This window comes from Lysinibacillus sp. FSL W8-0992 (genome assembly GCF_038008685.1).
Lineage (GTDB): Bacteria > Bacillota > Bacilli > Bacillales_A > Planococcaceae > Lysinibacillus.
In genome coordinates, this window is record NZ_JBBOZQ010000001.1 from 2,974,406 (window position 1) to 2,996,351 (window position 21,946).

Genomic DNA, 21,946 nt, shown 5'->3' on the forward strand with positions numbered 1-21,946 from the left:
TTAGGCTTTTGTATTTGCGGCCTAAAGAGATCATCCATTTGTGGAGTTAACCTAGACCTCTTCGACCTGTAGATAGGTGGGTCTAGAGCAGGCATTACAATAGAATGCGACCATTTCGATTCCTCCTTGTAAAGAGAACTATTATTATTTTAACATTTTAAGGCAATGAAATAAAGAAAGAGGTGGCGTTTTTCTAAAATAAAAAAGGACTGTGCTAAGCAGCCCTATAACCGTGCATTATTGGATTTATGACACCATAGACATAATAAATTTCCCTGAAAGCATGAAAATTGCATAGACGAGTAATGCACCTATAACAGCAATGCTAGGCTTATACCAGTTTGTTAATAGGAAGGCGAGTACAGTGAAAAGTAACATGCCTACTGCTCCAAAAACTGTATTTTGTAAAACGCTATGAAAGGTGTCTGCTTTCATATTTTTCATTTGCATACCCATATTAATGAGCGTCAGAATTGGCAAGGCAGTAATAATGCCCGATAAAAATAAATATTTTGACTGACTTAAAAGCAATGCAAGCACCATAATGGCTCCACCGACAAAAAAATACACCAAATATAACACGCGTAACCCTCAATTTCGTATTCTCTTCTAGATTTAGTAGTGTAATGATACTGCACATAGTACATGCTTACAAGAGCCTATCAATGTTAGTAGAAAAAAGTTATTAAATAAAGGAATCAATTTGAAATAACTAGCGATTTTTAGCGCTGAGGTGAAAAAGATTTTACGACTACTTACGTTTAAGGTTCTTATGATTATTGTTGTTCGATGCCAATTTCGTTAAAAACAATAAATAACGACAATAGAACGATAGCTAAAATTTATCGTATATTCATAGTATTCTCTTTTAATGTATCGCTAAGTACGATATAATCGTTATCGACGATATATTAAAGGAGTATAAAATATATGATACAAGATATTAACCATTATTTCACAAATATTTTTTATCATCTCCATACAACACATGAAGATGTGATTTCCCATCAAAGTGTGCGTATTTTACAGATGATTCAAAAGGAAGATGAAGTGACAGTCCGCGATATTGCAACGTTGCTTAATATTTCACAAAATACAGCTTCAGAGCATATAAAAAAGCTTGAACGTCTTAGCTGGGTTGAGAAGATTCGAGCAACCGAAGATCAACGCAAAGTTAATCTCTATCTAACGGATGCAGGGCGAATTGTTTTAAAGAAAAATACGGAATTAGACGATAATAAGCTTAAGCAAGCACTGAACCTATTAACCGAAAAAGAACAACAAAGTGTTTTGGAAGCATTTCGGTTATTAAGTGAGGTGTCGAAATGATGTATACACTCGTAAAAATTATTAGTTCCGCAGCAATTATCGCTATAGTGACAGAAGTTGCAAGAAGATTTCCTACATACGGTGGTGTGATTGCCGCGCTACCACTTGTCAGTATTTTGAGTATTATTTGGCTAACAGTTCAAAGTGAACCAAATGAGCATATTCAGCGCTTTATGGTAGGGGTTATCGTTGGGCTTCCAGCAACGATGGTCATGCTTTTTGTGATGTATATGGCAATGAAATCATCTATCCATATTGTTTTTGCTATAGCGCTAGGAGTAGCCTCATGGACAATCTGTTTAGGTATTCAGAAAGCAATTGCTGGAGTATTTCATATTTCAATTTAAAGTAGGTGAAGTTAAATGTCAGTTATCAATATTTCACAAGTGAATAAAAAGGATGTCATCGAGTTTTTTCAAGCGCATTGGGGAACTACAGAAATGGTTATTTCCAGTGGGATTTATGATTGTAGTAAGTTAGAAGGCTTTGCTTTTATTAACGATAATAAAAAAATCGCAGGTCTAGTAACATACGTAATTCGTGAGGATGAATGTGAAATTATTTCTCTCGATAGTATGGAAGAGGGAAAAGGTATCGGGACATTACTTGTACAAGCAGTAGAAGAGCATGCATGGCAACACCGCTGTACAGTTGTTTCACTCATTACAACAAATGATAATTTACATGCATTAAAATTTTACCAAAAGCGTGGCTATTACCTCGTAGAAATTTTACAAAATGCAGTAGAACGTGCAAGAGCAGTGAAACCTGAGATTCCACTAATCGGCAATGACGGAATTCCTATTCGTGATGAAATACGTTTGCAAAAACTATCTGCCTCGTTTTGAGACAGATGGTTTTTTGCATTTGAATCGATTGCCACTATGGTGAAATATATTTCGCTGCCTATCATTTCTCGCTATAATTATGTTGAAGATTGAAAGTGAGGAATCCAATGAAAAAAATATTATTTATCCTATTCTTTAGTGTGCTAGTAGTGGGAGCGGCATTTGTGATTTATTTGAAAAGTAATCCGCCACTTGTTATCAATGGGTATACAAGCGCTGATGGTAACCCTACTATCCGTTTAATCGAAATTGAAAATAAAGGTATAAGAGAGCTACAGTTACAAACGATTCTTGTCGATGAAAAATTACCGGAAAGTGCGAAGCTTATTGTCAGCAAATCAGAACCATTTGAAACAGATACAAAAATTGAAAACAACCCAAACATGACATTTCATAAATTAACGCAAGTAAGTATTTTTCCAAGTCAATACATAGACAGACAGGCGATTGGTAAACAACCGCAACATTATGCAATACAAGTAAATGCTACAACGATTCAAAAAGTTACAATTCAATATAACTATTTGAAAATACCATTTACATTAACAGCGGTGCTTCAACCAAATAACGAGCAAAAAAATGATGCCAATTAAAATAGATAAAAAACGAAACAGTCCTCATTTATGCAAAACTAAATTATTTGTCATATCGTTTATGCCGATGTCATTTCATAAGATTGTTTGATGAAAAAATCCCTTTTTTCCTAAATCATGGTAATCTAATGGTAATAGTTATCGCGATGATAGGAGGGGTCTAATGGAATTAGTAATAGTTGGTGTCGTGCTTGTACTTAGTATTTTAGGTACCATTTTAGTTGTTGTTAAGAAGCAGTCTAAAGGTGATGTAATGCTCCAGGTTGAAGCAATATGTGAAGGAAAGAATGAATTGGACCAGGCCGTTATGAAGATATACTTTACGTTTTCAATCGGAAAACTTGCCAGTCGTAGTAAAGAAATTATCGGTAGTATTGATTGGTCAGAAGGATGGATGCCAGTCAGCTACAATTTGAAAGAACATGGAAGCTATAGGGAAGACCGAATCCCTACATTGATAGAAGACAAATACACTACTTTTGATATAGATGCGACGAATGCAATTGATAGTCAAGGTAGTGGTGAGGGCTATATTGTACTTGTATTAGAAAATCCGACGCATACAATGCTGTCTAGAGCAGGTGTTATGCTAGTTGTAACGGCTAACTTAGTGTCCTATCAATTGTCAGAATCTATAAGCTGGCATAATGAAGTAGTGGTCAACCATTATTAACTCATAGAGGATAGAACTAACGATAAATGCGCAATCCCATAACAAAAAAATTTTTTCAGAAAAAATGTATGCGTTTTACACTTAGTGATATCAATAAAAAGGGCATAGTTGTTAATGAGAAAATTAATTTTCAAATATTGACAAGTATTTAGATGTCCGATATAGTAAATACCAATTTCATGAAACAATGAAAATAGCTATGACAGGGACAAGAGAATTGATGAACGATTCACAGAGAGGGAAGCCTAGCTGAAAACTTCCTAATGCCGCATCATTTTTTACTACCTTTGAGCAGTGCTTGGAAACATGCACCGTAATTGCGACGTTACAGCAAAGTCAATGAGCTGCTAGTGGGAATTTGGGTGGAACCACGGGTAAATTACACATACTCGTCCCTATTTTGGGACGGATATGTGTTTTTTTTATTTTCTAGTAAAGGAGAAAAGAACATGTCAAATCAAGTATTAAACATTCAGTTTCCAGATGGAAAACAACAAGTATTTACAAAAGGTGTTACACTAACCGACATTGCACAGGCGATTAGCCCCGCACTGCGCAAAAAAGCAATTGTAGGAAGTGTGAACGGAACCATCACTGATTTGACGCGCCCTATATTGGCAGATGCCCAAATCAATCTATTTGATGCTAGCTCACGCGAGGGAATCGAGGTTATTCGTCATTCAACTGCTCATTTATTAGCACAAGCTATTAAACGAATATTTCCAGATGTGCAGTTTGGGGTAGGGCCTGTCATTGAAAATGGGTTTTATTATGATATCGATTTAGCACAATCCCTTGTACCAACAGACTTACAAAAAATAGAAAAAATGATGAAACGAATTGTTCAAGAAAATATTGAAATACATCGAAAGATAGTATCGCGAGAAGAAGCTAAACAGTTGTTTCAGCATGATAAATTAAAGTTGGAATTACTAGCTGATATTCCCGAAGAAGATATAATTACAGTTTATGAGCAAGGTGATTTTTATGATTTATGTCGCGGGCCGCATGTATCGTCAACAGGTAAATTGCAACACTTTCAATTAATGCAAGTTTCTGGAGCGTATTGGCGTGGCGATAGCCAAAATAAAATGCTTCAGCGCATTTATGGTGTTTCATTTGCTACAAAAGAAGAATTACAAGATTACTTTGTATTTTTAGAAGAAGCAGAAAAACGCAATCATCGTAAATTAGGAAAAGAACTTGAATTATTTATGTTTTCCGAAGAAGCACCAGGCATGCCGTTCTATTTAGCAAATGGTCAAATTATTCGAAATGAATTAGAATCCTTTTTACGAAATCTTCAAACGAAGTATGACTATCAAGAGGTTCGTACACCGTTTATGATGAACCAGCGTCTATGGGAACAATCGGGACATTGGGACCACTATAAAGACAATATGTATTTTACACAAGTAGATGCTCAAAGCTTCGCATTAAAGCCGATGAATTGTCCTGGACATATGTTGATTTTCAAAAATGCAAGACATTCATACCGTGATTTGCCGATTCGTATGGCAGAATTTGGGCAAGTTCATCGACATGAATTTAGCGGTGCATTAATTGGTCTATTGCGTGTACGAACATTTTGCCAAGACGATGCCCATATTTTTGTCACACCAGAACAAATAGAGGATGAAATTAATTTAGCGCTAAAGATCATTGATCACACGTATCAAGTATTTGGCTTCCAATATGAAATTGAATTATCGACACGTCCTGCTGATTTTATGGGGGATGTTCAGCTTTGGGATAAAGCAGAAAGAGCATTGGAAAATGTTTTAAATAATGCAGGATATGCTTATAGAATAAACGAAGGCGACGGCGCATTTTACGGACCTAAAATTGACATTCACATAAAAGATGCTATTAAACGCAGTCACCAATGTGCAACAATTCAACTAGATTTCCAACTGCCTGAGAAATTCGATTTAACATATTTAAACGAACAAAACGAAAAAGTAAGACCTGTCGTTATCCATCGTGCTGTTTTTGGCTCAATTGACCGCTTTTTAGGCATTTTAATTGAACATTTTGGCGGCGCATTTCCGACTTGGTTAGCACCACAACAAGTAATTGTGATAGGGGTTGCTACTATCCATCAAGAATATGTCCAACAGGTTGTACATGCACTTGAAAAAGAACAAATACGAGTGCGAGTAGATGACCGTCAGGAGAAGCTCGGGAAAAAAATAAGAGATGCTCAGATGAAGAAAACACCATATATTCTAGTATTGGGCGATAAAGAGCGCGATAATCAAAGTGTAACTGTACGCAAATTTGGTCATCAAGAGTTAAATGAAAAAACATTGCAGCAGTTTGTTGATGAAATCAAACAAGAAATTTTACAAAAAGCGTTACCTACTAGTTAATAATAGAGAAAAGCCTGGTTGGATATTTCAATCAGGCTTTTTCTCATTACAAATAAAAGTAAATTATTTATTATAAATTGCAAAGATTATGCTTCTAGTAATGGTTATTCAAGCATAGTATATAGTAAATGTACTTTATAGGATCAAAGCGGTTTATCAGCTTTTAGTATTGGTGAATACGTACTACTACCTAATAGTATATTATTCGTTTCTGCATCGACCACTATATATTTATGAAATTCTTCTTGTTCGTTTTGGCGATATGAGGCTAAAAAATATACTTGTCTGTTTGGATGAATCATAATGTGACCTGAGAGATCTAATTTTCTACTGTTGTCATTTGTTTGCATAGTAAACATTTTATGAGTGTCAGGCACTTCTTTAAATAGAATTTTTTGGCGAACGTTAAACGATGAATCTTTATACTCTTCATAGATGGATTTATCTAATTGCTTATAAAATTCGTCTTCAACAAGAAATGATTGAAAGTGATTACTAGGGTATTGAAGCGTAGTGTCAGATGTTGTGATAGGTTCACATATAGTAGTTGTCGACTCTTTTGGTAAAGTCTCTGTGTGTGAAAATAAATTAGAAATAACGACCAAGGTTAAAAACAGTACTTGCATAATTTGGCCTCCTATAATTAGTGTTATAGGTAGATTTCCCAATTTTTTGTTATGTATACGTTTTACTACAGTAACATATTGAAAACTAAGGAATATCGAAAGGACATTTTAACAAGTAATTAGACTGAGCGAAAAACCAGCCAAGTAAACAAAACATTATTTCTGACTGGTTTTATCGAAAATGGGATTATATTATAAAATTTATTTATAAATACTCCTCCTTTATATTAGGATGCTTGTTTTAAATATTTATTTAGTAAAACATCAAGTTCTTGGCTATAATCTACTACGGCGGGGTGTGTAAATCCTAAATCTTTTGCCTTTTTATACATAATTCTCCTTTTAATCTCAATTTCAAACTTCAAGAATTGTTTAAGCAATAAATGTACCAACTTATTCTCCTCCTAATTTTTTTCCGCATATTCTTGATTTTAAATTCCAATGACTTTGATTCAGCTTTTTCATTGTATATCACTTAAAACAAAAAAAATGTCACATTGTGTATCGAAATTGAAATTCGTAATTTAGTCACAAATTAGTCTAAGTATCTATAAAAATAATGTGAATTCTAGTGAAAATTTTTTACCCTTTTATTTGATTAATAAGTTATGTATTAGCGAATTGACAGTGTTTTTTCTTAAAAAAATGGTTAGAATAAAACTTTTTACGTTTGTGTCTTTTTTACTATAGAGAATAATCTATCTAACTAGAATCGTTAATGAGAAACGTTACAATATTTCATTTCTTGTCGCAATTTATCAAATTCTATTATTTGCTGTTTAATTATTAGGAATAATTCTTTTTCTTAAAATTGCTTGACATATATAGACTTTTTTTCTAAATGATCAGAAAGCGAAGTCAATATACGGTACATTATAAATGAGTAACGCACACATTCATTATGTTGAATGTGTGCGCTTTTTTAACTAAGTGGGGGCCACTCTTCACGTAATAGGCCGAATAAGATAATATCGTGAAATTTACCGAAGCGGAAAATTTCATTACGAAGGATGCCTTCTTTTGTAAATCCACATTTTTCATAGGAACGTATCGCGCCTACATTAAAGCTGAACACTTGTAGTTTAATTTTGTTTATTGCAATGTAGTCGAAGATGAACGTGATGAGCGTCTGCATAGCATCAGTTCCTAATCCTTTACCTTGCCATTTTTCACTCAAAGATATGCCTACTAAACATGTACTATTAATCCAGTTAATAGAATATACACCACATGAACCAATAAACTGTTGCGTCGTCTTTTCAAAAATACCAAAGAAAAATTCTTCCTTTTTTCCACTAATACTTTGAAAGAAAGAAGAATGGTCTTCTACTGTATGTGGGAATGGAATTTCATCATTAGCAAGTAATAAAGTATGTTGTTCACTCTCTACCTTTATAAACTCTTCTAAATCAGAAGATGCCATTTGCTTCAAAATAATCGATTGTCCATTAAGAAAATCTTTAAAATATTGTTCCATGTAAATTCTCCCTTGTTTAAGGGTTGCAGTGTAAGTTAACATCCCTTTGAAATTAGTTTGTTCCAAACATTTCTACTGCTTTTAGCGCAATCATAGTCGCATCTCCTTTAAATTGAATAGTATAATAATAGCATAGTTTGGAATTTAAAGTAAATAAATGAAAAATAACATGATAGTGTGTGATTAGTTAGTAAATTTTAAACTTTGATAATCTGCTATTAATTTCTAAAATATGTTAAAATTATTTGTGAGTAAATGGAAGAAGGGATAATATGCGACTAAAATTTTATGATACATCCGATCGTTCATTAATTGAGCAATATACGTTAACTAAAGAGCAGCTTCGCTATACGATGTCCCCTCAGGAAAGTATTGAATTAGTTAAAACTGATAAAAGTCGACATGCGGTGTTAGCGATAAAAGAAGGGAAGCTCGTTACTTTTTTTGTTCTTCATGAAAAGGAAGGGGTAAAACCTTACACTGGAAATAATCAAGCTTTATTAATTCGTGCATTTTCAACGGATGTCAATGAACAAGGTAAGGGGTATGCAACTGAAGCATTACAATTATTGCCCTCGTTTGTGCAACAACATTTTCCTACTATAAATGAACTAGTTTTAGGTGTGAATTTTCCTAATATCGCAGCACAGGCTCTTTATAAAAAATGTGGCTTTGTAGATGAAGGCGTCAATGCAGCAGGGATTAACGATGAGTTGAAAGTAATGAGTTATTATTTATAATCTATCAAATGAAATAAGGGTGAATGAAATGATGCCAGTAATAGCAAGTACAGAGCATATTGATGACCTATGTACAATGGATAAAGAAGTGATAGGGGAATATTCAAGAAAGGATATGATAATAAAAGCAATTGAAGAAAAGCGATGCCTTATTCAAAGAACGCACAGCGGTATTGCAGGATTTTTAATTTTTACGACTAATTTTTTTGAATGTAGTTTTATTTCATTGATCATTGTAAAACCTTCTGAACGAAGAAAAGGGGTGGCTTCATCACTACTAGCTAGTTTTGTCAGTATGGCACCAACACCCAAAATTTTCTCCTCTACAAATCAATCAAATTTGCAAATGCAAAAAGTATTTGAAGTGGCTGGATTTAATAGAAGTGGCTTTATTGAAAACTTGGATGATGGTGATCCTGAAATCATTTATTTTAAATCAAAAGTGATTGAAATTGGGAAGTAATTGTTTGAGTGCCTGTCACTTACCATATACACATTATAAGTAAAAATCCACATTGCTTTCCGCGGCACAGTGTAAGCCGCAGAAGTCTACGTGGATTTTTACTTGGAGATTTCAGAATTGTTTGAGTGCCTGTCACGTTCTAATGCTTTTTTGCTTTTACTAATAAAAAGGAAGGTTTCCTTAATTCTTTTTTTAATTTTGGAAGAGCTTGTATTGCTTCGTTAGAAGGGATAGGTTCTTCAATTTTCTCGATAGTGAGTCCATGCGCAATTAGTGTATTGAGTATAGTTGATAGCGTTCGATGATACTTTATAACACCTTCAACTAACCAGGTTTGCTCCCTTAAGCCTTCCGCTTGATAATCATCAATTGCATAATGACATAAATCACCATCCTCATCGCAAATCCAATTATCCGTATCTTTGCGTGCTGTGACAATCGGGTGTTCTATTGAAAAAATGACTACACCATCATTACGAAGCAATGACGATACTTTAGCAATTACTGCATTAAAATCTTCTATATAATGTAGAGCGAGAGAGCTTGTAATACAATAAAAGCTATTTGCAGGTGCATTAAATTCCTCAAATGATTGTAAACAATAAGAAATGTTTGGGTGCGCATGCAATGTTTTAGCAACAGCAAGCATATTTTTCGACACATCTATCGCTGTTACATGCCTCGCTTTGTTCTCAATACAATAAGTTGCAAATTCCCCCATACCACAGCCGATATCAAGTAACTGTAAATCATGTAGATCGGGTAGTAATGCTTTAAATGCTGGCTGCTCAAGTAATTGATTATAATTGAATGATGATGTTCGTAATTGTCGGTATTGCTTAAAGAAATTTGGATTATCATAAATATTCTGTTGCATGTAAAACCTCCGAATTATTTTACATAACGTTATGTTTCATTTGCGCATGATTATTTTCTCATACAGCCAAAGAAAGAAATAGACTTATAATATAATTTTTGGTAATATGTAGATAGAGGCATGTCTGCTTTCATAAAAACCAACTTTTTGCGTAAGTGAAAAGTTGGTTTTTTTTTGAAATCCCATAATAAGGAGATGTTGTTTTGGCAAAATAGTTAGTGCCGTTATGCATATACCTCCTTACAACTATTGTTCATCTATTTTTACTGACGCTTTCAAATGGGCGAAGTTTGATAGGCTTCACAATGATTATCCCGCTCCTCTCAGTAATTCTTATTCAAAAAATAGGTGCTAGTCTACCTATTGTATATTCGTTATCCTGTTTGTATTCCTTTGCTTCTTCTTGTATCGTCACATCTTTGTAACATATACCTTTAATAGTAAAAATTTACAGAGAGAAGAAGGCACTTAATGTAACGGGTTACGTTCTTTTTATGGAGAGGCATTCACAGCTTCTACCAAAAAAGGATGTTGGAGGTCGTTATGTTGGGAACTGAAAAGATATTAAGTATGAGTGGGTATTCGTTATTTGCAGCTTTTATTTTACTGTTAATTGCCATTTTACCGTTTGGACTTGCAGTAAAATCATCAGGACATACGTTTAAGAGACTTGGCCTTATACTTACATATTCCGCCTTTGTCTTACAATTATGCTATTTTATTTTAAGATGGTTTGCAGTAAAACACGCACCTGTTAGTAATATGTACGAGTTTATGACGTTTTTTGGCATTATGCTAACGGCAAGCTTCCTCATTATTCATTATTTGTATAAGCAAATTGTTGTAGGGTTGTTTGTCATACCTGTAGTATTAATGATTCTCGGCTATGGAAGCGTTTTTACAAATGAAGTTACACCACTTGTACCTTCATTACAAAGTAATTGGTTAACAATTCATGTTATGACAGTTGCTTTTTCCAGTGCTATTTTATCTATCTCATTTGCAACGGGGATAATTTATTTACTAAAAACGTTGGATGTTCAAAAACGATCACTTAGTACGATTATGTTAGAATTTGTCATGTACTGTTTGCTTGTTGTCATTGGCTTTAGCGGCGTATCGACTGCTTTTACTATAATGAAGGATGACGTACATCTTCAATTTGAAAATACACAAGGCAAGGAAGAACAGGTTGTCTATACGATGACACCACTTATAGTCAATGCCGGAGCGTTAAAGGAAAATGGAGATTCTACAGGATTATTGAAAGTACCTCAAACTATAGACGCAAAAAAGTTAAATTCGATCGTTTGGGCATTTATTGTGGGAACCATTTTATATGGTATCATACGTATTCTCTTTAGAAAGTCGATTATTGTGTTATTAAAGCCGCTGACAAAACGTGTTCAGCCTGCATTAATGGACGAAATTTCTTATAGAGCCGTTGTGATAGGCTACCCATTGTTTGCTTTAGGTGGTTTATTGTTTGCAATGATATGGGCACAAATTGCCTGGGGAAGATATTGGGGTTGGGATCCGAAAGAAGTTTGGGCACTTATTACATTTTTATTTTATGCTGCTTTTTTACATCTGCGTCTTTCCAAGGGATGGGAAGGGGAGAAGACTGCATGGTTATCTATAACTGGCTTTGGCATTATCGTTTTTAATCAAGTATTCGTTAACTTGGTGATTGCAGGTCTCCATTCTTACGCGTAGAGAAATAATGATAAATGAAAAGAGACATCCATAAAGGATGTCTCTTGGAGTTTGAACTGTTAATTCTTGAAAAAGAATTAAAGTTTTACAACGTTTGTAGCTTGAGGGCCACGGTTACCTTCTTCAACGCCGAATTCTACTTTTTGTCCTTCTTCAAGTGTTTTGAAACCTTCAGATTGGATTGCAGAGAAGTGTACGAATACATCGTTTCCACCTTCTACTTCGATGAAGCCAAAACCTTTTTCTGCGTTAAACCATTTTACTGTACCTTGAGTCATTTAAAAAACCTCCAAAAATAAATTCAACAATCATATTCCTTCATTCTGTATTAAATAAACACATAATCATAAGATCGCAAGAACACGTTACTATTGAATACGTGGTTTCATTGTTTACGATGAAGTAATTTAATTATTACTTTCATTATATAACAGATTCATACATTTATCCAGCAAATGCCGTTTTTTAGTAAGAAAAAATTACATAATATTGTTTCTAAGTATAATGATTGACCCATTTACTGAAAGAAAAGAGGTATAAACAACCTATTTTGTTAATAAAAAGCGATAAATTGAATTGATTTTATACCATTATCACATTTGATGAAACTATGTAAACTTATACAAAATTTTTAAGTAGCGCTTATGACTTTAGTCAATCCATGCTTTTTCTTTTGCAACAATTACTGCCTCAGCACGTGATTCCACTTGCAATCTTACAAAGAGTTTAGATAAATAATTTTCCACTGTACGTTGGGTAACCCCAATTGCAGAGGCGATGGCTTTATTTGTACAACCTTGTGCTACGAGCTGCAAAATTTCTTGTTCCTTATGACTTAGTAATACTTCTTGTTTTGCATTGGAACGATTCGAGTGCTGTTTAACAAAGTCCAAAAAATCAGCCGATAACAAAATTTCCCCGCGCAAAGTAGCTTGGATTGTTTGAATAACTTGTTCTTTCGTAGCAAGCTTTGATAAAAGTCCATCCACTTTTTTTTCAACGAGTAGCTCGTAATAATCGGACAACTCATAGCCTGTATAAAGTATTATCAATGCTTCAGGTTGTATTTTCTTAATCATTTCAGCAAGTTGAATGCCATTTATCGGTTTCATATTAATATCAATTAAAAAGAGCTGGAAAGTTTGAGTCTCCATTCTGGAAGCGACATTAGCACTTTCTTGCTCTGTTTCAATATGGACATTTTCTAAGTCTTGTAATAATGTTTTCGTTCCGTCTAAAACGACAGGATGATCATCTACAATCAATATATCAATCATTTGTATGGTTCCTCACATTCCTCTTGAATTTGAATAAAAACATGCATGCCATCATTTGGTTTGGAGGTAATGGTCATTTCTCCGTTAAACGCTCGAACACGTTCTCGAATTCCATTAATGCCCATAGAAGCGGATGATTGCATTAAATCTTCAATATTACAGCCGATACCATTATCGTCGTATTGGAGAACAAAACCATTGTTAATCGCAAGTAGTTTTAGTGAAACCTTCGATGCATCAGCGTGTTTAATTGCATTATTGAGCAGTTCTTGAACTAGGCGATAGACGACTAAATGTAAAGTTACATCTTGAAACTGAACTCGGTCAATTTGAGTATTCAATAGAAAGTTAGCTCGAATTTTTACTTTTTGTACAAGTTTTTTTAAAGCCATTTCTAAACCAAATGTATCGAGTAATGGGGGACTTAGATTTTCACAATACTCCCTTAAATCTTTAGTGGCATTAATAAGCTGCTCCCGAATGTCTAACACTTTTTTTTCTTCAATAATAGGGGAGCTTGCTATAACATCTAATTCCCTCGCCAAATGAAGCTGCTCCTGTAAAATAGTGTCATGTAACTCCTGTGCAAGTATACTTTTTTCTTTCTCAATAATATTCCATAATAATTTATCGAGCCAGGGAAGTTGGGTATTGTTCGTGTCTTTCATGTGCTGAATATCGCGTACTAAATCTTCAATATGCTTTAAATTGTCGATAAACATAGAGACATATAAAGCAAGTAACTCCAACCAAAGTAACTCTTCTTTTTGTAATGTATGTCTTATCCGAATAAGAATCTTTTCATCCACTGTATCATGGATAAGTAGTTGTGTCATTTGGTTCTCAATTTGGATGCCGCCTTGGGGAAATTGAACATCCTCGGTTATTGTTTCAAGGGTAAATGCTGTAGTACCAAGTTTTTCGGTAATTTCATTTTTAAGTTTATTAAGTAATTCCTGTTGATTTTTTGCATTTCCAATGCGATTAACAGCCGCATATAAATTATGTACATAATCACCAGATGACGAAAATATAATTTTTCGATGTTTAAAATCAAGTTGCTCTTTTACATAGAAGCTTGTAATAAAGCCTAAGAAAAGAACGATAAAAACAACAATTAGCATTGCAATTGTAAGTTGTTCAAATAACAATATTGCTAAAAACGTCGTTATAATTAGTGAGATAAAAAATGCAAGTGATGAATAATAGCGAAAACGAGATAATTGGTACTCAATATCAAACAATCGTTCATTTAACTGAATGAAAATAAAGGAAAAAGGAATAAATAAAATAAATAAAACACTTATTTCAGGCTGAATGATTGCTTTGTTAACTAAAATTTCAGGTACAACAAATAATAGTAAAAAAGGTAAAAAAGGTATAATACATGAAATGGCAATTAATCGTATTTTCGCTAACCGTGTTCGTAAATAGGTAGTGAGTAATATAAAAATAGCGTATAAAATGAGTAATGCAAATAAACCAAGCGTAACATTAGGCGTGATATCCTTAAATTGTGGCACAAATAATTCAATGACATAACAAGATGGAATGATGACTAAAGGAATAAAATAGAGCCACCTAGTATCTAAGTATGACCATTTTATGTGTAAATAATGGAAATATTGTTGTAAAAAGTGAATAATTAATACTAAGCATAAGACGATACAAATTCCATTGACAATCATGCCTACTACATTCCCTCGACTTGAAGCACCTGTGCTTGTGTAAGCTAACGAACATGTTAAAAGAAAAAGTATTAGTAATTTTGTTATGAAATTATCTTTATTATGTTTCCATAAGTAGAAAGCAACACAAAAACAAAGGATGAAATAAAACATCGGAAAAACAATATGTGTATAAAACTCTTCAGGAAGATCACGGTGTTTTACTTCAATTGTATGTACTGTACTGTCTGCTTTTAATATCGACAACTCATTTGCACTGGCGACGTAAGAATCTCGTTGGGACGATACATAACCTTTCGTAGAATGTTGATCGATGGTCAGAATGGTGTCTCCTTGTTCAATATTCTGTTGTTGTGCCCAACCTATATAATAAGGATCAATGACGACAGGGAGCTCACTAGACGTATCGACTAAAATGTTAATAAAAGGGGCACGAATTGCAATAACAAGTACATAAATGCCAATAAGTAAGTAGGTGATAAAAATACTAGAAGTCAATTTGTGCATAATATATCCTCTTTATTTTTCATAATCATTATGAAAATGCCTCGTTTCATCAATAAGTATCTACTATATTATCCATAATTTTAGGTTTTTTTGGAATACCGAAACAAGGTGTTTCGGAAAACCACTATCATTTTTTCGGAATAACGAAATAGTCTTTTCGGTAAAAGCTGTGATAATGTGAATCTAGCTTATGAGAAGGAAAGGGGAGCCTGCATGAAAAGAAGTGTGCTAACACTAATCCTATTTTTCCTAGTCGCCATATCTATGTATCCGATGACAGCAATCGCTAAAACTATTGTTAAAAATCCTGTTGAAGTGGATATCTGCATCATAGGAAGTGACAATCATTTTGTTTATAAGATACCTAAACAGTTACATAACAATATGCAATATAATGAGATGAAAAATGATATTGAAGCCTCCTTAGCTAGTCATTGGAAAGTGGAAAGTGCTCATTTTGAGACAAAACAATCTGATGTATTTTATACATTTTTTATCGGGGATTTATTTCAAGAGAAACAAGATGGTCAATTGAAATTATCAATCCCCTATCGCACATTAGTAGGGATGTTTAGTGAAGATGAGGCTATACAATTGCGTATTATGGCAAGTAAATTAGCAAATTGGCAAGTAAATGCTAAAGAATGGTCAACATTTGGATTTGACCAGCCACTAACATTTTTGAGTGAGCGAGAATACATCTATAATGGTGCAGTTAACGAACTGTTACAGCAGCGAGTTGCACATTTCGATGGGGCAATTGCAAAACAACAAATGATCTTACGTAGTATTATGTATTTTAGCTTTATTATCGTTCAAATTTTTACATGCTTGATTTTATCTAAACGTTTAAAAAAGCGAATTATTCAGCATCCAGAAAATATGCATCAATTTAGAAAGCTAAACTATTTATATCAACTCATTCCGTTATTAATTGTCATTGCACAAATTGCTTTTTTAGTGATGTCTGGATTACTAACAGCATTTGGACTCTTTTTTAGCCCTGGCATTGATTTATTATTTATTGTTGGGCCTATTCTTGTATCAATTATACTGTTACCGATTTTTTTCGTTGCAACAGAAAATGAAATTTCTAAAGAATTACACGATAAAACGTTGGGTTCAAACATGTAATGGACCTTTTAAAAAAGGACAAAACGAAATTACAGCAGTTTCTAATGTAGATGTTGAATTGTAGTTTGTTTTTGTATTTGGGCGTCCATTTACCAACATTAGATGGTATAATGTTCAACAGCATATTTGAAGGAGCTGGTGACAAATTGACGCATCCAGAAACTGCGTATTTAAATTTACTACAACATATATTAGAAAATGGTGTGAAAAGGGACGACCGTACCGGAACAGGTACATATAGCGTCTTTGGCTATCAAATGCGCTTTGATTTAAGTAAGGGTTTTCCACTTTTAACGACAAAGCGAGTACCATTTAAACTTGTAGCAAGTGAGCTTCTTTGGTTTATTAAAGGTGATACTAATATTCGCTACTTATTACAAAATAATAATCATATATGGGACGAATGGGCTTTTAAAAAATGGGTAGAATCCGATGAATATCGTGGCCCTGATATGACGGATTTCGGTCGTCGTTGTCTAACGGACGAAGCGTTTAATGCGTTATATCAAGCTGAGCTGACATCGTTTTGTGACCGCATTGTTAATGATGATGATTTTGCGAAGAAATACGGTGATCTTGGCAATGTGTATGGCAAGCAATGGCGTAATTGGACAACATCGAATGGGGAAAGTCTTGATCAATTACAAGACGTTATCCACCAAATTAAACATAATCCAGATTCACGTCGCATTATTGTGAATGCTTGGAACCCAGAAGATGTCATTAATGCAGGTGCTAAGGGAAGTAAAGCTGCTTTGCCACCTTGTCATGTAATGTTCCAATTTTATGTAGCAGAAGGTAAGTTAAGCTGTCAATTAATGCAAAGAAGCCTTGATACGTTGCTCGGGTGTCCATTCAATATTGCATCCTATGCATTACTAACACATTTAATTGCCCATGAATGTGGACTTGAAGTTGGCGAATTTATTCACAGTATTGGCGATGCGCATATTTATGCAAATCACATAGAGCAAGTGAAAGAACAGCTCTCTCGTGAGCCACGGGAACTACCAACCTTGAAAATAAACTCAGATAAAACGTCAATTTTCGAAATAGAACTTGAGGATCTTTCCATCGAGGGCTACAATCCACATCCAGCAATTAAAGCACCAATTGCAGTATAAAAGAAGAGAGCAGCAACCAAAATGGTTGCTGCTCTTTTGATTAGAAATACTAAAATAAGCAATCTGTTTTTAAGAAATAGGAAAGAAGTCGGATGGTTAAGTAATGGCACGTCTATTATAGTGTTAATGGTATTAATAGGAATATTTTCTAATAAAATGTTTAGGGGTGGCTGTGTTGAAAGAAAGATTGTTGCTTCAAACACCAAGAAATGCGAAATTTCTTCGGTTGAAGGAAAATATACAAGGAGAAGCTTCGTTGCTTAGAAAGCAACAGGTTCAACACGATAGTCCACATATATCAACTACATTATCGCAAGAACAAATAGTGAAAATGATGCAAATTGTTGAGGAAATTCGGCTTCATGGTTATAAATAAACAGTTAAAGTGTAAGCGTTTTCTATATGCGCTAGGTTATATACATAACATTTCAAGTAGACAAGTATGAAAAAACTTGTTTTTCTAAAACTATTTAGTAATAGATAGAAAGTGTATTAAATTAATAAGAAATGACTTCTCCGGTTTTATCATAAAAAGTAAAAATTGCAGGAAACGTATCTTCTGCATTAGGAGGTAGTTTAAATGTTTTCATAAATGGTGCGGATGTATCAACTTCAATTTCTTTTTCGAAATTCTTCCAGTTTGTTGTTAATTTGATTTTGGCAACATTGCTGTCTAATTCGTGTACATATAGTGTGCCATAATTGCCTTTATTTGTTTTATATTGTCGATAGGTTTCTGAGGGATCTGTTGCTAAATAAATAAATTTAAGTTTACCATTCCAACCTTTATTAAAACGTGCATGACCATATTTACTATCGTTAATTTTCAATTGTACTAACCACATATTTGTTTCTTCTATTCGTTCAAAATGCATTATTTGTATGCTACTGTCGATAAATTCCTCTATAAAATCTTTCACTGTCGTTTCGGATGATTTTAGATGATAGTCTTTATAATAAGCATTTCCGTAAATGAACACTCCTAATAATAGGAATGGTGAAAATAAGCATATTATTAATGGTAATATTTTGATTTTCATACTAAATATCCTCCTTTTTTATAGAAAATACTTTTACTGATTTTTTTTTAAAATTTATCATTAAATTAAGAAAAAAAACAAGGAGGAAACCATTATGATTTAATTAAAAATTTCACTTTTTTAGTATAGGGATTCAACTAAATATTAATAAATAAATGCTATAAAAATAAACACCTTCTAAGCTATAATGGCAAAGGAGGTGTTTTTATATGAATGTGTTTTTTATTGAAACGATTTCAGGGATGGAACTTTTACATATAGTGTCACATGATGTCGCTGGCATACTTGCAGCTGCGCAAGGGGAGAGCGTAACGTTTCCTGTTGGCCATTTTAAATATGAGTTTCATAACTTAGATTTTTATGAAGAAAATGGGCAAATCCAACAAGAGCTCGTTATTTATGTGTCCAAAATATAAGATTAAAGTTGTGTGTTCACATAATGCATTTCTTAACATGTATTGTGTACATTTAAATTGAACAGGCTAAGGTAAGAGCAAAAAACTTGTTATTATCTCGACCTGTAACTATAATAGTTACAACAGGTGGTGATTCATATGGTGAACAGTCGATTTTCGGTCGCAATCCATATACTTTCGCTCATTGCAACAACATCTGATAAAAGTCAGCTAACATCGGATTATATTGCTGGTAGTGTGAATACAAATCCAGTAGTCGTGCGACGTATGATTGGCGTATTAAAAAGAGCTGGTTTGTTAACATCGCAGTCAGGAATTGCGGGTTATGGGCTCGTTATTGAACCAAAGGATTTGTCTTTATTGACCATCTATCGTGCGATTGAAGGGCCTGAGCAACTTTTTGCAATTCATGATGAGCCAAATCCAGCATGTGCGGTTGGTCGAAAAATTCAGCACACGTTAGAAGCCGTTTATATAGATGTTTGGCATGCAATGGAAAAACAGTTACAAGCACAAACTTTACAAGATGTGCTAGATCAACTTCGTTAATGTAAAACGAGGTCGGTCTTACTGTGATTAACCTGTAACTAAAATGGTTACAATTATTTGAGGAGGAATTTAAAATGAAAATAGGCGTTATTGGAGCAACAGGGAAAGCGGGACAAAAAATAGTTGAGGAAGCATTGCAACGTGGCCATGAAGTTACTGCCATCGTTCGTTCAGCTTCTAAAGTAACAGAAGACATTAAAGTGATTGAGAAGGATGTATTGGAATTAACACAAGAGGACATGAAGGATTTTGATGTTGTTGTTAATGCATTTGGAGCGCCTTTCGGACAAGAGGAGTTACATGTGAGAGTAGGACGTCATTTGATTGCTATTTTCAAAGGCATTGCAACAAAATTATTTGTTGTCGGTGGCGCAGGAAGTTTATTTGTTGATCCAGAGAAAACAGTTCGTGTTATGGATACACCAGATTTTCCGGAAATGTTCTTTGCTACTGCAAAAAATCAAGGTGAAAACTTAACGGATTTACAAGCATCAAGTATTACGTGGACATTTTTAAGTCCTTCTGCAATGTTTGATCCAGAAGGTCCACGAACAGGGCACTATACTACAGGAAATGATCATCTACTCGTAAATGCGTCGGGTGAAAGTTACGTCAGCTACAGTGATTTTGCCATTGCCGTTTTAGATGAAATTGAAAACCCACAAAATATTAATAAACGTTTTACTGTTTCTTCAACGAAATAATAATGCTACCGAGCGTGCGAATTGCGCTCGGTTTTTGTTGATTATCGTCAAAATTGAAAAAAACTTTGGAATTATGTTGAACTGACTGTTTACAAGACGGCATTTATTAGCTACTATCAGTGTGAGTATTACTTCAAAGGAGACGACAATAATGTCCACACAACGTATAGAAAAAGATTTTTTAGGTGAACGAGTATTACCAGCAGAAGCTTATTATGGGATTCAAACGCTTCGCGCAACAGAAAACTTCCCGATTACAGGTTACACAATTCATCCAGCCCTTATAAAAGCAATGGGAATAGTTAAGAAAGCTGCTGCACTAGGTAATATGGAAGTACACCTATTATCAAAAGAGATTGGAGAGGCAATTGTCGAGGCTGCACAAGAAGTCATCGATGGTAAATGGGATGCAGAGTTTCTTGTAGACCCAATCCAAGGTGGTGCAGGCACTTCTATTAATATGAATGCTAACGAAGTTATTGCGAACCGTGCACTTGAAATTTTGGGTAAAGTAAAAGGTGAATACCAAACGATTAGCCCAAATAGTCATGTTAATATGTCACAATCAACAAATGATGCCTTCCCAACAGCTATTCATATTGCTGTTTTAAATTTAATAGATGAACTTCTTGTTACAATGGAAAATATGCAAGCTGTATTCCATCAAAAAGCAGAGCAATTTGCCCATGTCATTAAAATGGGACGTACGCATTTACAAGATGCGGTACCGATTCGCTTAGGACAAGAGTTTGAAGCATATTGCCGTGTAATTAACCGTGATATTGTCCGTATTCGACAAACACGTCCAAACTTATATGATGTAAACATGGGTGCAACTGCTGTTGGTACAGGGTTAAATGCATTCCCAGATTACATTAAATCTGTAGATGAGCATCTTGCTGACATTTCTGGCTTGCCATTAAAAGGTGCTACACATTTAGTAGATGCTACGCAAAATACAGATGCATATACTGAAGTGTCTGGTGCACTTAAAATTAGTATGATTAATATGTCTAAAATTGCGAATGACTTACGTTTAATGGCATCTGGTCCACGTGCAGGTTTAGGTGAAATCATTTTACCAGCACGCCAACCTGGGTCTTCAATTATGCCTGGTAAAGTTAACCCTGTTATGCCAGAGGTGCTTAACCAAGTAGCATTCCAAGTAATTGGTAATGACCATACGATTTCTTTAGCATCTGAAGCTGGTCAATTAGAGTTAAACGTTATGGAACCTGTGCTTGTCTTTAACTTAATTCAATCTATTAGCATTATGAATAATGTTTTCCGTGCATTTACAGAAAACTGCTTAAAAGATATTGAAGCAAATGAAGAGCGCATGAAAGAATATGTAGAAAAAAGTGTTGGTGTCCTAACTGCAGTGAACCCACATATTGGCTATGAAGTAGCAGCACGTCTTGCGCGTGAAGCGATTCTTTCAGGACGTTCAATTCGTGAGCTTTGTATTGAATCGGGTGTTTTAACGAAAGAACAATTAGATTTAATTTTAGATCCATATGAAATGACACACCCAGGTATCGCTGGTTCTAGTATGATGAAATTAAAATAATTTTTTAAAAGTACTTTGCAATTGTTTAGTACTTTGATTGTCGACAGAAGGCATTAGGAGTAAACTCTTAATGCTTTTTGTCTTTTTTAATTCTTTTGAAAGGCATTAAAAAGAGTGTCTTTTACAAACGCGTATGTAGAAATTAAATGCCCTTGTCTTTTTTATTCTTTTCCACTAAATAAAAAGTAGGCGTTTTTCTGTGAATATTAGGATAAATCAACTA

The 21,946-nt window shown here is 34.2% G+C and carries 25 protein-coding genes; 16 read left to right on the forward strand and 9 right to left on the reverse strand.

The window, feature by feature from the left end; all coding sequences use genetic code 11:
- Positions 1 to 246: 246 nt before the first annotated feature.
- Entirely contained in the window at positions 247 to 543 is a 297-nt protein-coding gene (locus tag NSQ74_RS15015; RefSeq protein WP_340826469.1) for a hypothetical protein, read from the reverse strand.
- Positions 544 to 930: 387 nt separating this feature from the next.
- Here NSQ74_RS15015 and NSQ74_RS15020 point away from each other — a divergent pair, with 387 nt between their 5' ends.
- From NSQ74_RS15020 to thrS, 6 genes are all read left to right on the forward strand, one after another.
- Positions 931 to 1,329 carry a MarR family winged helix-turn-helix transcriptional regulator gene (locus NSQ74_RS15020; protein WP_340824346.1) on the forward strand — a complete coding sequence of 133 codons (399 nt, stop codon included), beginning with the start codon at positions 931 to 933 and terminating at the stop codon, positions 1,327 to 1,329.
- Entirely contained in the window at positions 1,329 to 1,676 is a 348-nt protein-coding gene (locus NSQ74_RS15025; RefSeq protein ID WP_340826471.1) for a DUF3147 family protein, read from the forward strand. Before NSQ74_RS15020 ends, NSQ74_RS15025 begins: the two co-directional genes overlap by 1 nt.
- A 15-nt stretch (positions 1,677 to 1,691) precedes the next feature.
- The gene (locus NSQ74_RS15030; protein WP_340824347.1) at positions 1,692 to 2,177 is read left to right on the forward strand and encodes a GNAT family N-acetyltransferase; all 486 of its coding nucleotides are present in this window, start codon (positions 1,692 to 1,694) and stop codon (positions 2,175 to 2,177) included.
- Between the two features lie 107 nt (positions 2,178 to 2,284).
- A complete protein-coding gene (locus NSQ74_RS15035) occupies positions 2,285 to 2,770 on the forward strand; it encodes a hypothetical protein (RefSeq protein ID WP_340824348.1) in 486 nt (161 codons plus the stop codon).
- A 163-nt stretch (positions 2,771 to 2,933) separates the two neighbouring features.
- A complete protein-coding gene (locus NSQ74_RS15040) occupies positions 2,934 to 3,443 on the forward strand; it encodes a hypothetical protein (RefSeq protein ID WP_340824349.1) in 510 nt (169 codons plus the stop codon).
- 449 nt (positions 3,444 to 3,892) lie between these two features.
- Positions 3,893 to 5,815, forward strand: coding sequence for a threonine--tRNA ligase (gene thrS / locus NSQ74_RS15045; protein ID WP_340824350.1), 1,923 nt, complete (start codon positions 3,893 to 3,895; stop codon positions 5,813 to 5,815).
- Between the two features lie 143 nt (positions 5,816 to 5,958).
- Here the strand turns inward: thrS and NSQ74_RS15050 are convergent, their stop codons facing one another.
- The 3 genes from NSQ74_RS15050 to NSQ74_RS15060 form a co-directional block, all read right to left on the reverse strand.
- Entirely contained in the window at positions 5,959 to 6,441 is a 483-nt protein-coding gene (locus NSQ74_RS15050) for a hypothetical protein (RefSeq protein WP_340824351.1), read from the reverse strand.
- 227 nt (positions 6,442 to 6,668) lie between these two features.
- Positions 6,669 to 6,833 carry an aspartyl-phosphate phosphatase Spo0E family protein gene (locus NSQ74_RS15055; protein ID WP_172771661.1) on the reverse strand — a complete coding sequence of 55 codons (165 nt, stop codon included), beginning with the start codon at positions 6,831 to 6,833 and terminating at the stop codon, positions 6,669 to 6,671.
- 530 nt (positions 6,834 to 7,363) lie between these two features.
- Positions 7,364 to 7,918, reverse strand: coding sequence for a GNAT family N-acetyltransferase (locus NSQ74_RS15060; RefSeq protein WP_340824352.1), 555 nt, complete (start codon positions 7,916 to 7,918; stop codon positions 7,364 to 7,366).
- A gap of 272 nt (positions 7,919 to 8,190) precedes the next feature.
- Between NSQ74_RS15060 and NSQ74_RS15065 the strand changes: the two genes are divergently transcribed.
- Both NSQ74_RS15065 and NSQ74_RS15070 read left to right on the forward strand, forming a co-directional pair.
- Complete coding sequence (locus NSQ74_RS15065) at positions 8,191 to 8,658, forward strand: GNAT family N-acetyltransferase (protein WP_340824353.1); 468 nt, start codon at positions 8,191 to 8,193, stop codon at positions 8,656 to 8,658.
- A 28-nt stretch (positions 8,659 to 8,686) separates the two neighbouring features.
- On the forward strand, positions 8,687 to 9,121 hold the full coding sequence (locus NSQ74_RS15070) for a GNAT family N-acetyltransferase (RefSeq protein WP_340824354.1): 435 nt from the start codon (positions 8,687 to 8,689) through the stop codon (positions 9,119 to 9,121).
- Between the two features lie 139 nt (positions 9,122 to 9,260).
- On the opposite strand, the gene NSQ74_RS15075 is transcribed toward NSQ74_RS15070, so the two are convergent.
- Positions 9,261 to 9,998, reverse strand: coding sequence for a class I SAM-dependent DNA methyltransferase (locus NSQ74_RS15075; RefSeq protein WP_340824355.1), 738 nt, complete (start codon positions 9,996 to 9,998; stop codon positions 9,261 to 9,263).
- Positions 9,999 to 10,559: 561 nt separating this feature from the next.
- Between NSQ74_RS15075 and ccsB the strand changes: the two genes are divergently transcribed.
- Positions 10,560 to 11,714 carry a c-type cytochrome biogenesis protein CcsB gene (ccsB, locus tag NSQ74_RS15080; RefSeq protein ID WP_340826472.1) on the forward strand — a complete coding sequence of 385 codons (1,155 nt, stop codon included), beginning with the start codon at positions 10,560 to 10,562 and terminating at the stop codon, positions 11,712 to 11,714.
- A 77-nt stretch (positions 11,715 to 11,791) separates the two neighbouring features.
- On the opposite strand, the gene NSQ74_RS15085 is transcribed toward ccsB, so the two are convergent.
- The 3 genes from NSQ74_RS15085 to NSQ74_RS15095 all read right to left on the reverse strand — a co-directional run bounded on the left by NSQ74_RS15085 (position 11,792) and on the right by NSQ74_RS15095 (position 15,186).
- A complete protein-coding gene (locus NSQ74_RS15085; RefSeq protein ID WP_010859201.1) occupies positions 11,792 to 11,992 on the reverse strand; it encodes a cold-shock protein in 201 nt (66 codons plus the stop codon).
- Positions 11,993 to 12,364: 372 nt separating this feature from the next.
- Positions 12,365 to 12,991 (reverse strand): response regulator transcription factor, encoded by a 627-nt coding sequence (locus NSQ74_RS15090; RefSeq protein WP_340824359.1) that lies wholly within the window; start codon positions 12,989 to 12,991, stop codon positions 12,365 to 12,367.
- Positions 12,988 to 15,186, reverse strand: coding sequence for an ATP-binding protein (locus NSQ74_RS15095; protein WP_340824360.1), 2,199 nt, complete (start codon positions 15,184 to 15,186; stop codon positions 12,988 to 12,990). Before NSQ74_RS15095 ends, NSQ74_RS15090 begins: the two co-directional genes overlap by 4 nt.
- Before the next feature lie 213 nt (positions 15,187 to 15,399).
- Between NSQ74_RS15095 and NSQ74_RS15100 the strand changes: the two genes are divergently transcribed.
- From NSQ74_RS15100 to NSQ74_RS15110, 3 genes are all read left to right on the forward strand, one after another.
- On the forward strand, positions 15,400 to 16,320 hold the full coding sequence (locus NSQ74_RS15100; protein ID WP_340824362.1) for a hypothetical protein: 921 nt from the start codon (positions 15,400 to 15,402) through the stop codon (positions 16,318 to 16,320).
- 146 nt (positions 16,321 to 16,466) lie between these two features.
- On the forward strand, positions 16,467 to 17,444 hold the full coding sequence (locus NSQ74_RS15105; protein WP_445669064.1) for a thymidylate synthase: 978 nt from the start codon (positions 16,467 to 16,469) through the stop codon (positions 17,442 to 17,444).
- Between the two features lie 175 nt (positions 17,445 to 17,619).
- Positions 17,620 to 17,820 carry a hypothetical protein gene (locus NSQ74_RS15110; protein ID WP_340824364.1) on the forward strand — a complete coding sequence of 67 codons (201 nt, stop codon included), beginning with the start codon at positions 17,620 to 17,622 and terminating at the stop codon, positions 17,818 to 17,820.
- A gap of 121 nt (positions 17,821 to 17,941) precedes the next feature.
- On the opposite strand, the gene NSQ74_RS15115 is transcribed toward NSQ74_RS15110, so the two are convergent.
- The gene (locus NSQ74_RS15115) at positions 17,942 to 18,484 is read right to left on the reverse strand and encodes a hypothetical protein (protein ID WP_340824365.1); all 543 of its coding nucleotides are present in this window, start codon (positions 18,482 to 18,484) and stop codon (positions 17,942 to 17,944) included.
- Positions 18,485 to 18,693: 209 nt separating this feature from the next.
- Here NSQ74_RS15115 and NSQ74_RS15120 point away from each other — a divergent pair, with 209 nt between their 5' ends.
- The 4 genes from NSQ74_RS15120 (at position 18,694) to aspA (ending at position 21,723) form a co-directional block, all read left to right on the forward strand.
- Positions 18,694 to 18,900, forward strand: coding sequence for a thymidylate synthase (locus NSQ74_RS15120; RefSeq protein WP_172771652.1), 207 nt, complete (start codon positions 18,694 to 18,696; stop codon positions 18,898 to 18,900).
- A gap of 138 nt (positions 18,901 to 19,038) precedes the next feature.
- Positions 19,039 to 19,449 (forward strand): Rrf2 family transcriptional regulator, encoded by a 411-nt coding sequence (locus tag NSQ74_RS15125; RefSeq protein WP_340824366.1) that lies wholly within the window; start codon positions 19,039 to 19,041, stop codon positions 19,447 to 19,449.
- Positions 19,450 to 19,523: 74 nt separating this feature from the next.
- The gene (locus NSQ74_RS15130) at positions 19,524 to 20,153 is read left to right on the forward strand and encodes an NAD(P)-dependent oxidoreductase (protein WP_340824368.1); all 630 of its coding nucleotides are present in this window, start codon (positions 19,524 to 19,526) and stop codon (positions 20,151 to 20,153) included.
- Between the two features lie 151 nt (positions 20,154 to 20,304).
- Complete coding sequence (gene aspA, locus NSQ74_RS15135) at positions 20,305 to 21,723, forward strand: aspartate ammonia-lyase (RefSeq protein ID WP_340824370.1); 1,419 nt, start codon at positions 20,305 to 20,307, stop codon at positions 21,721 to 21,723.
- The last annotated feature ends 223 nt before the right edge of the window (positions 21,724 to 21,946 follow it).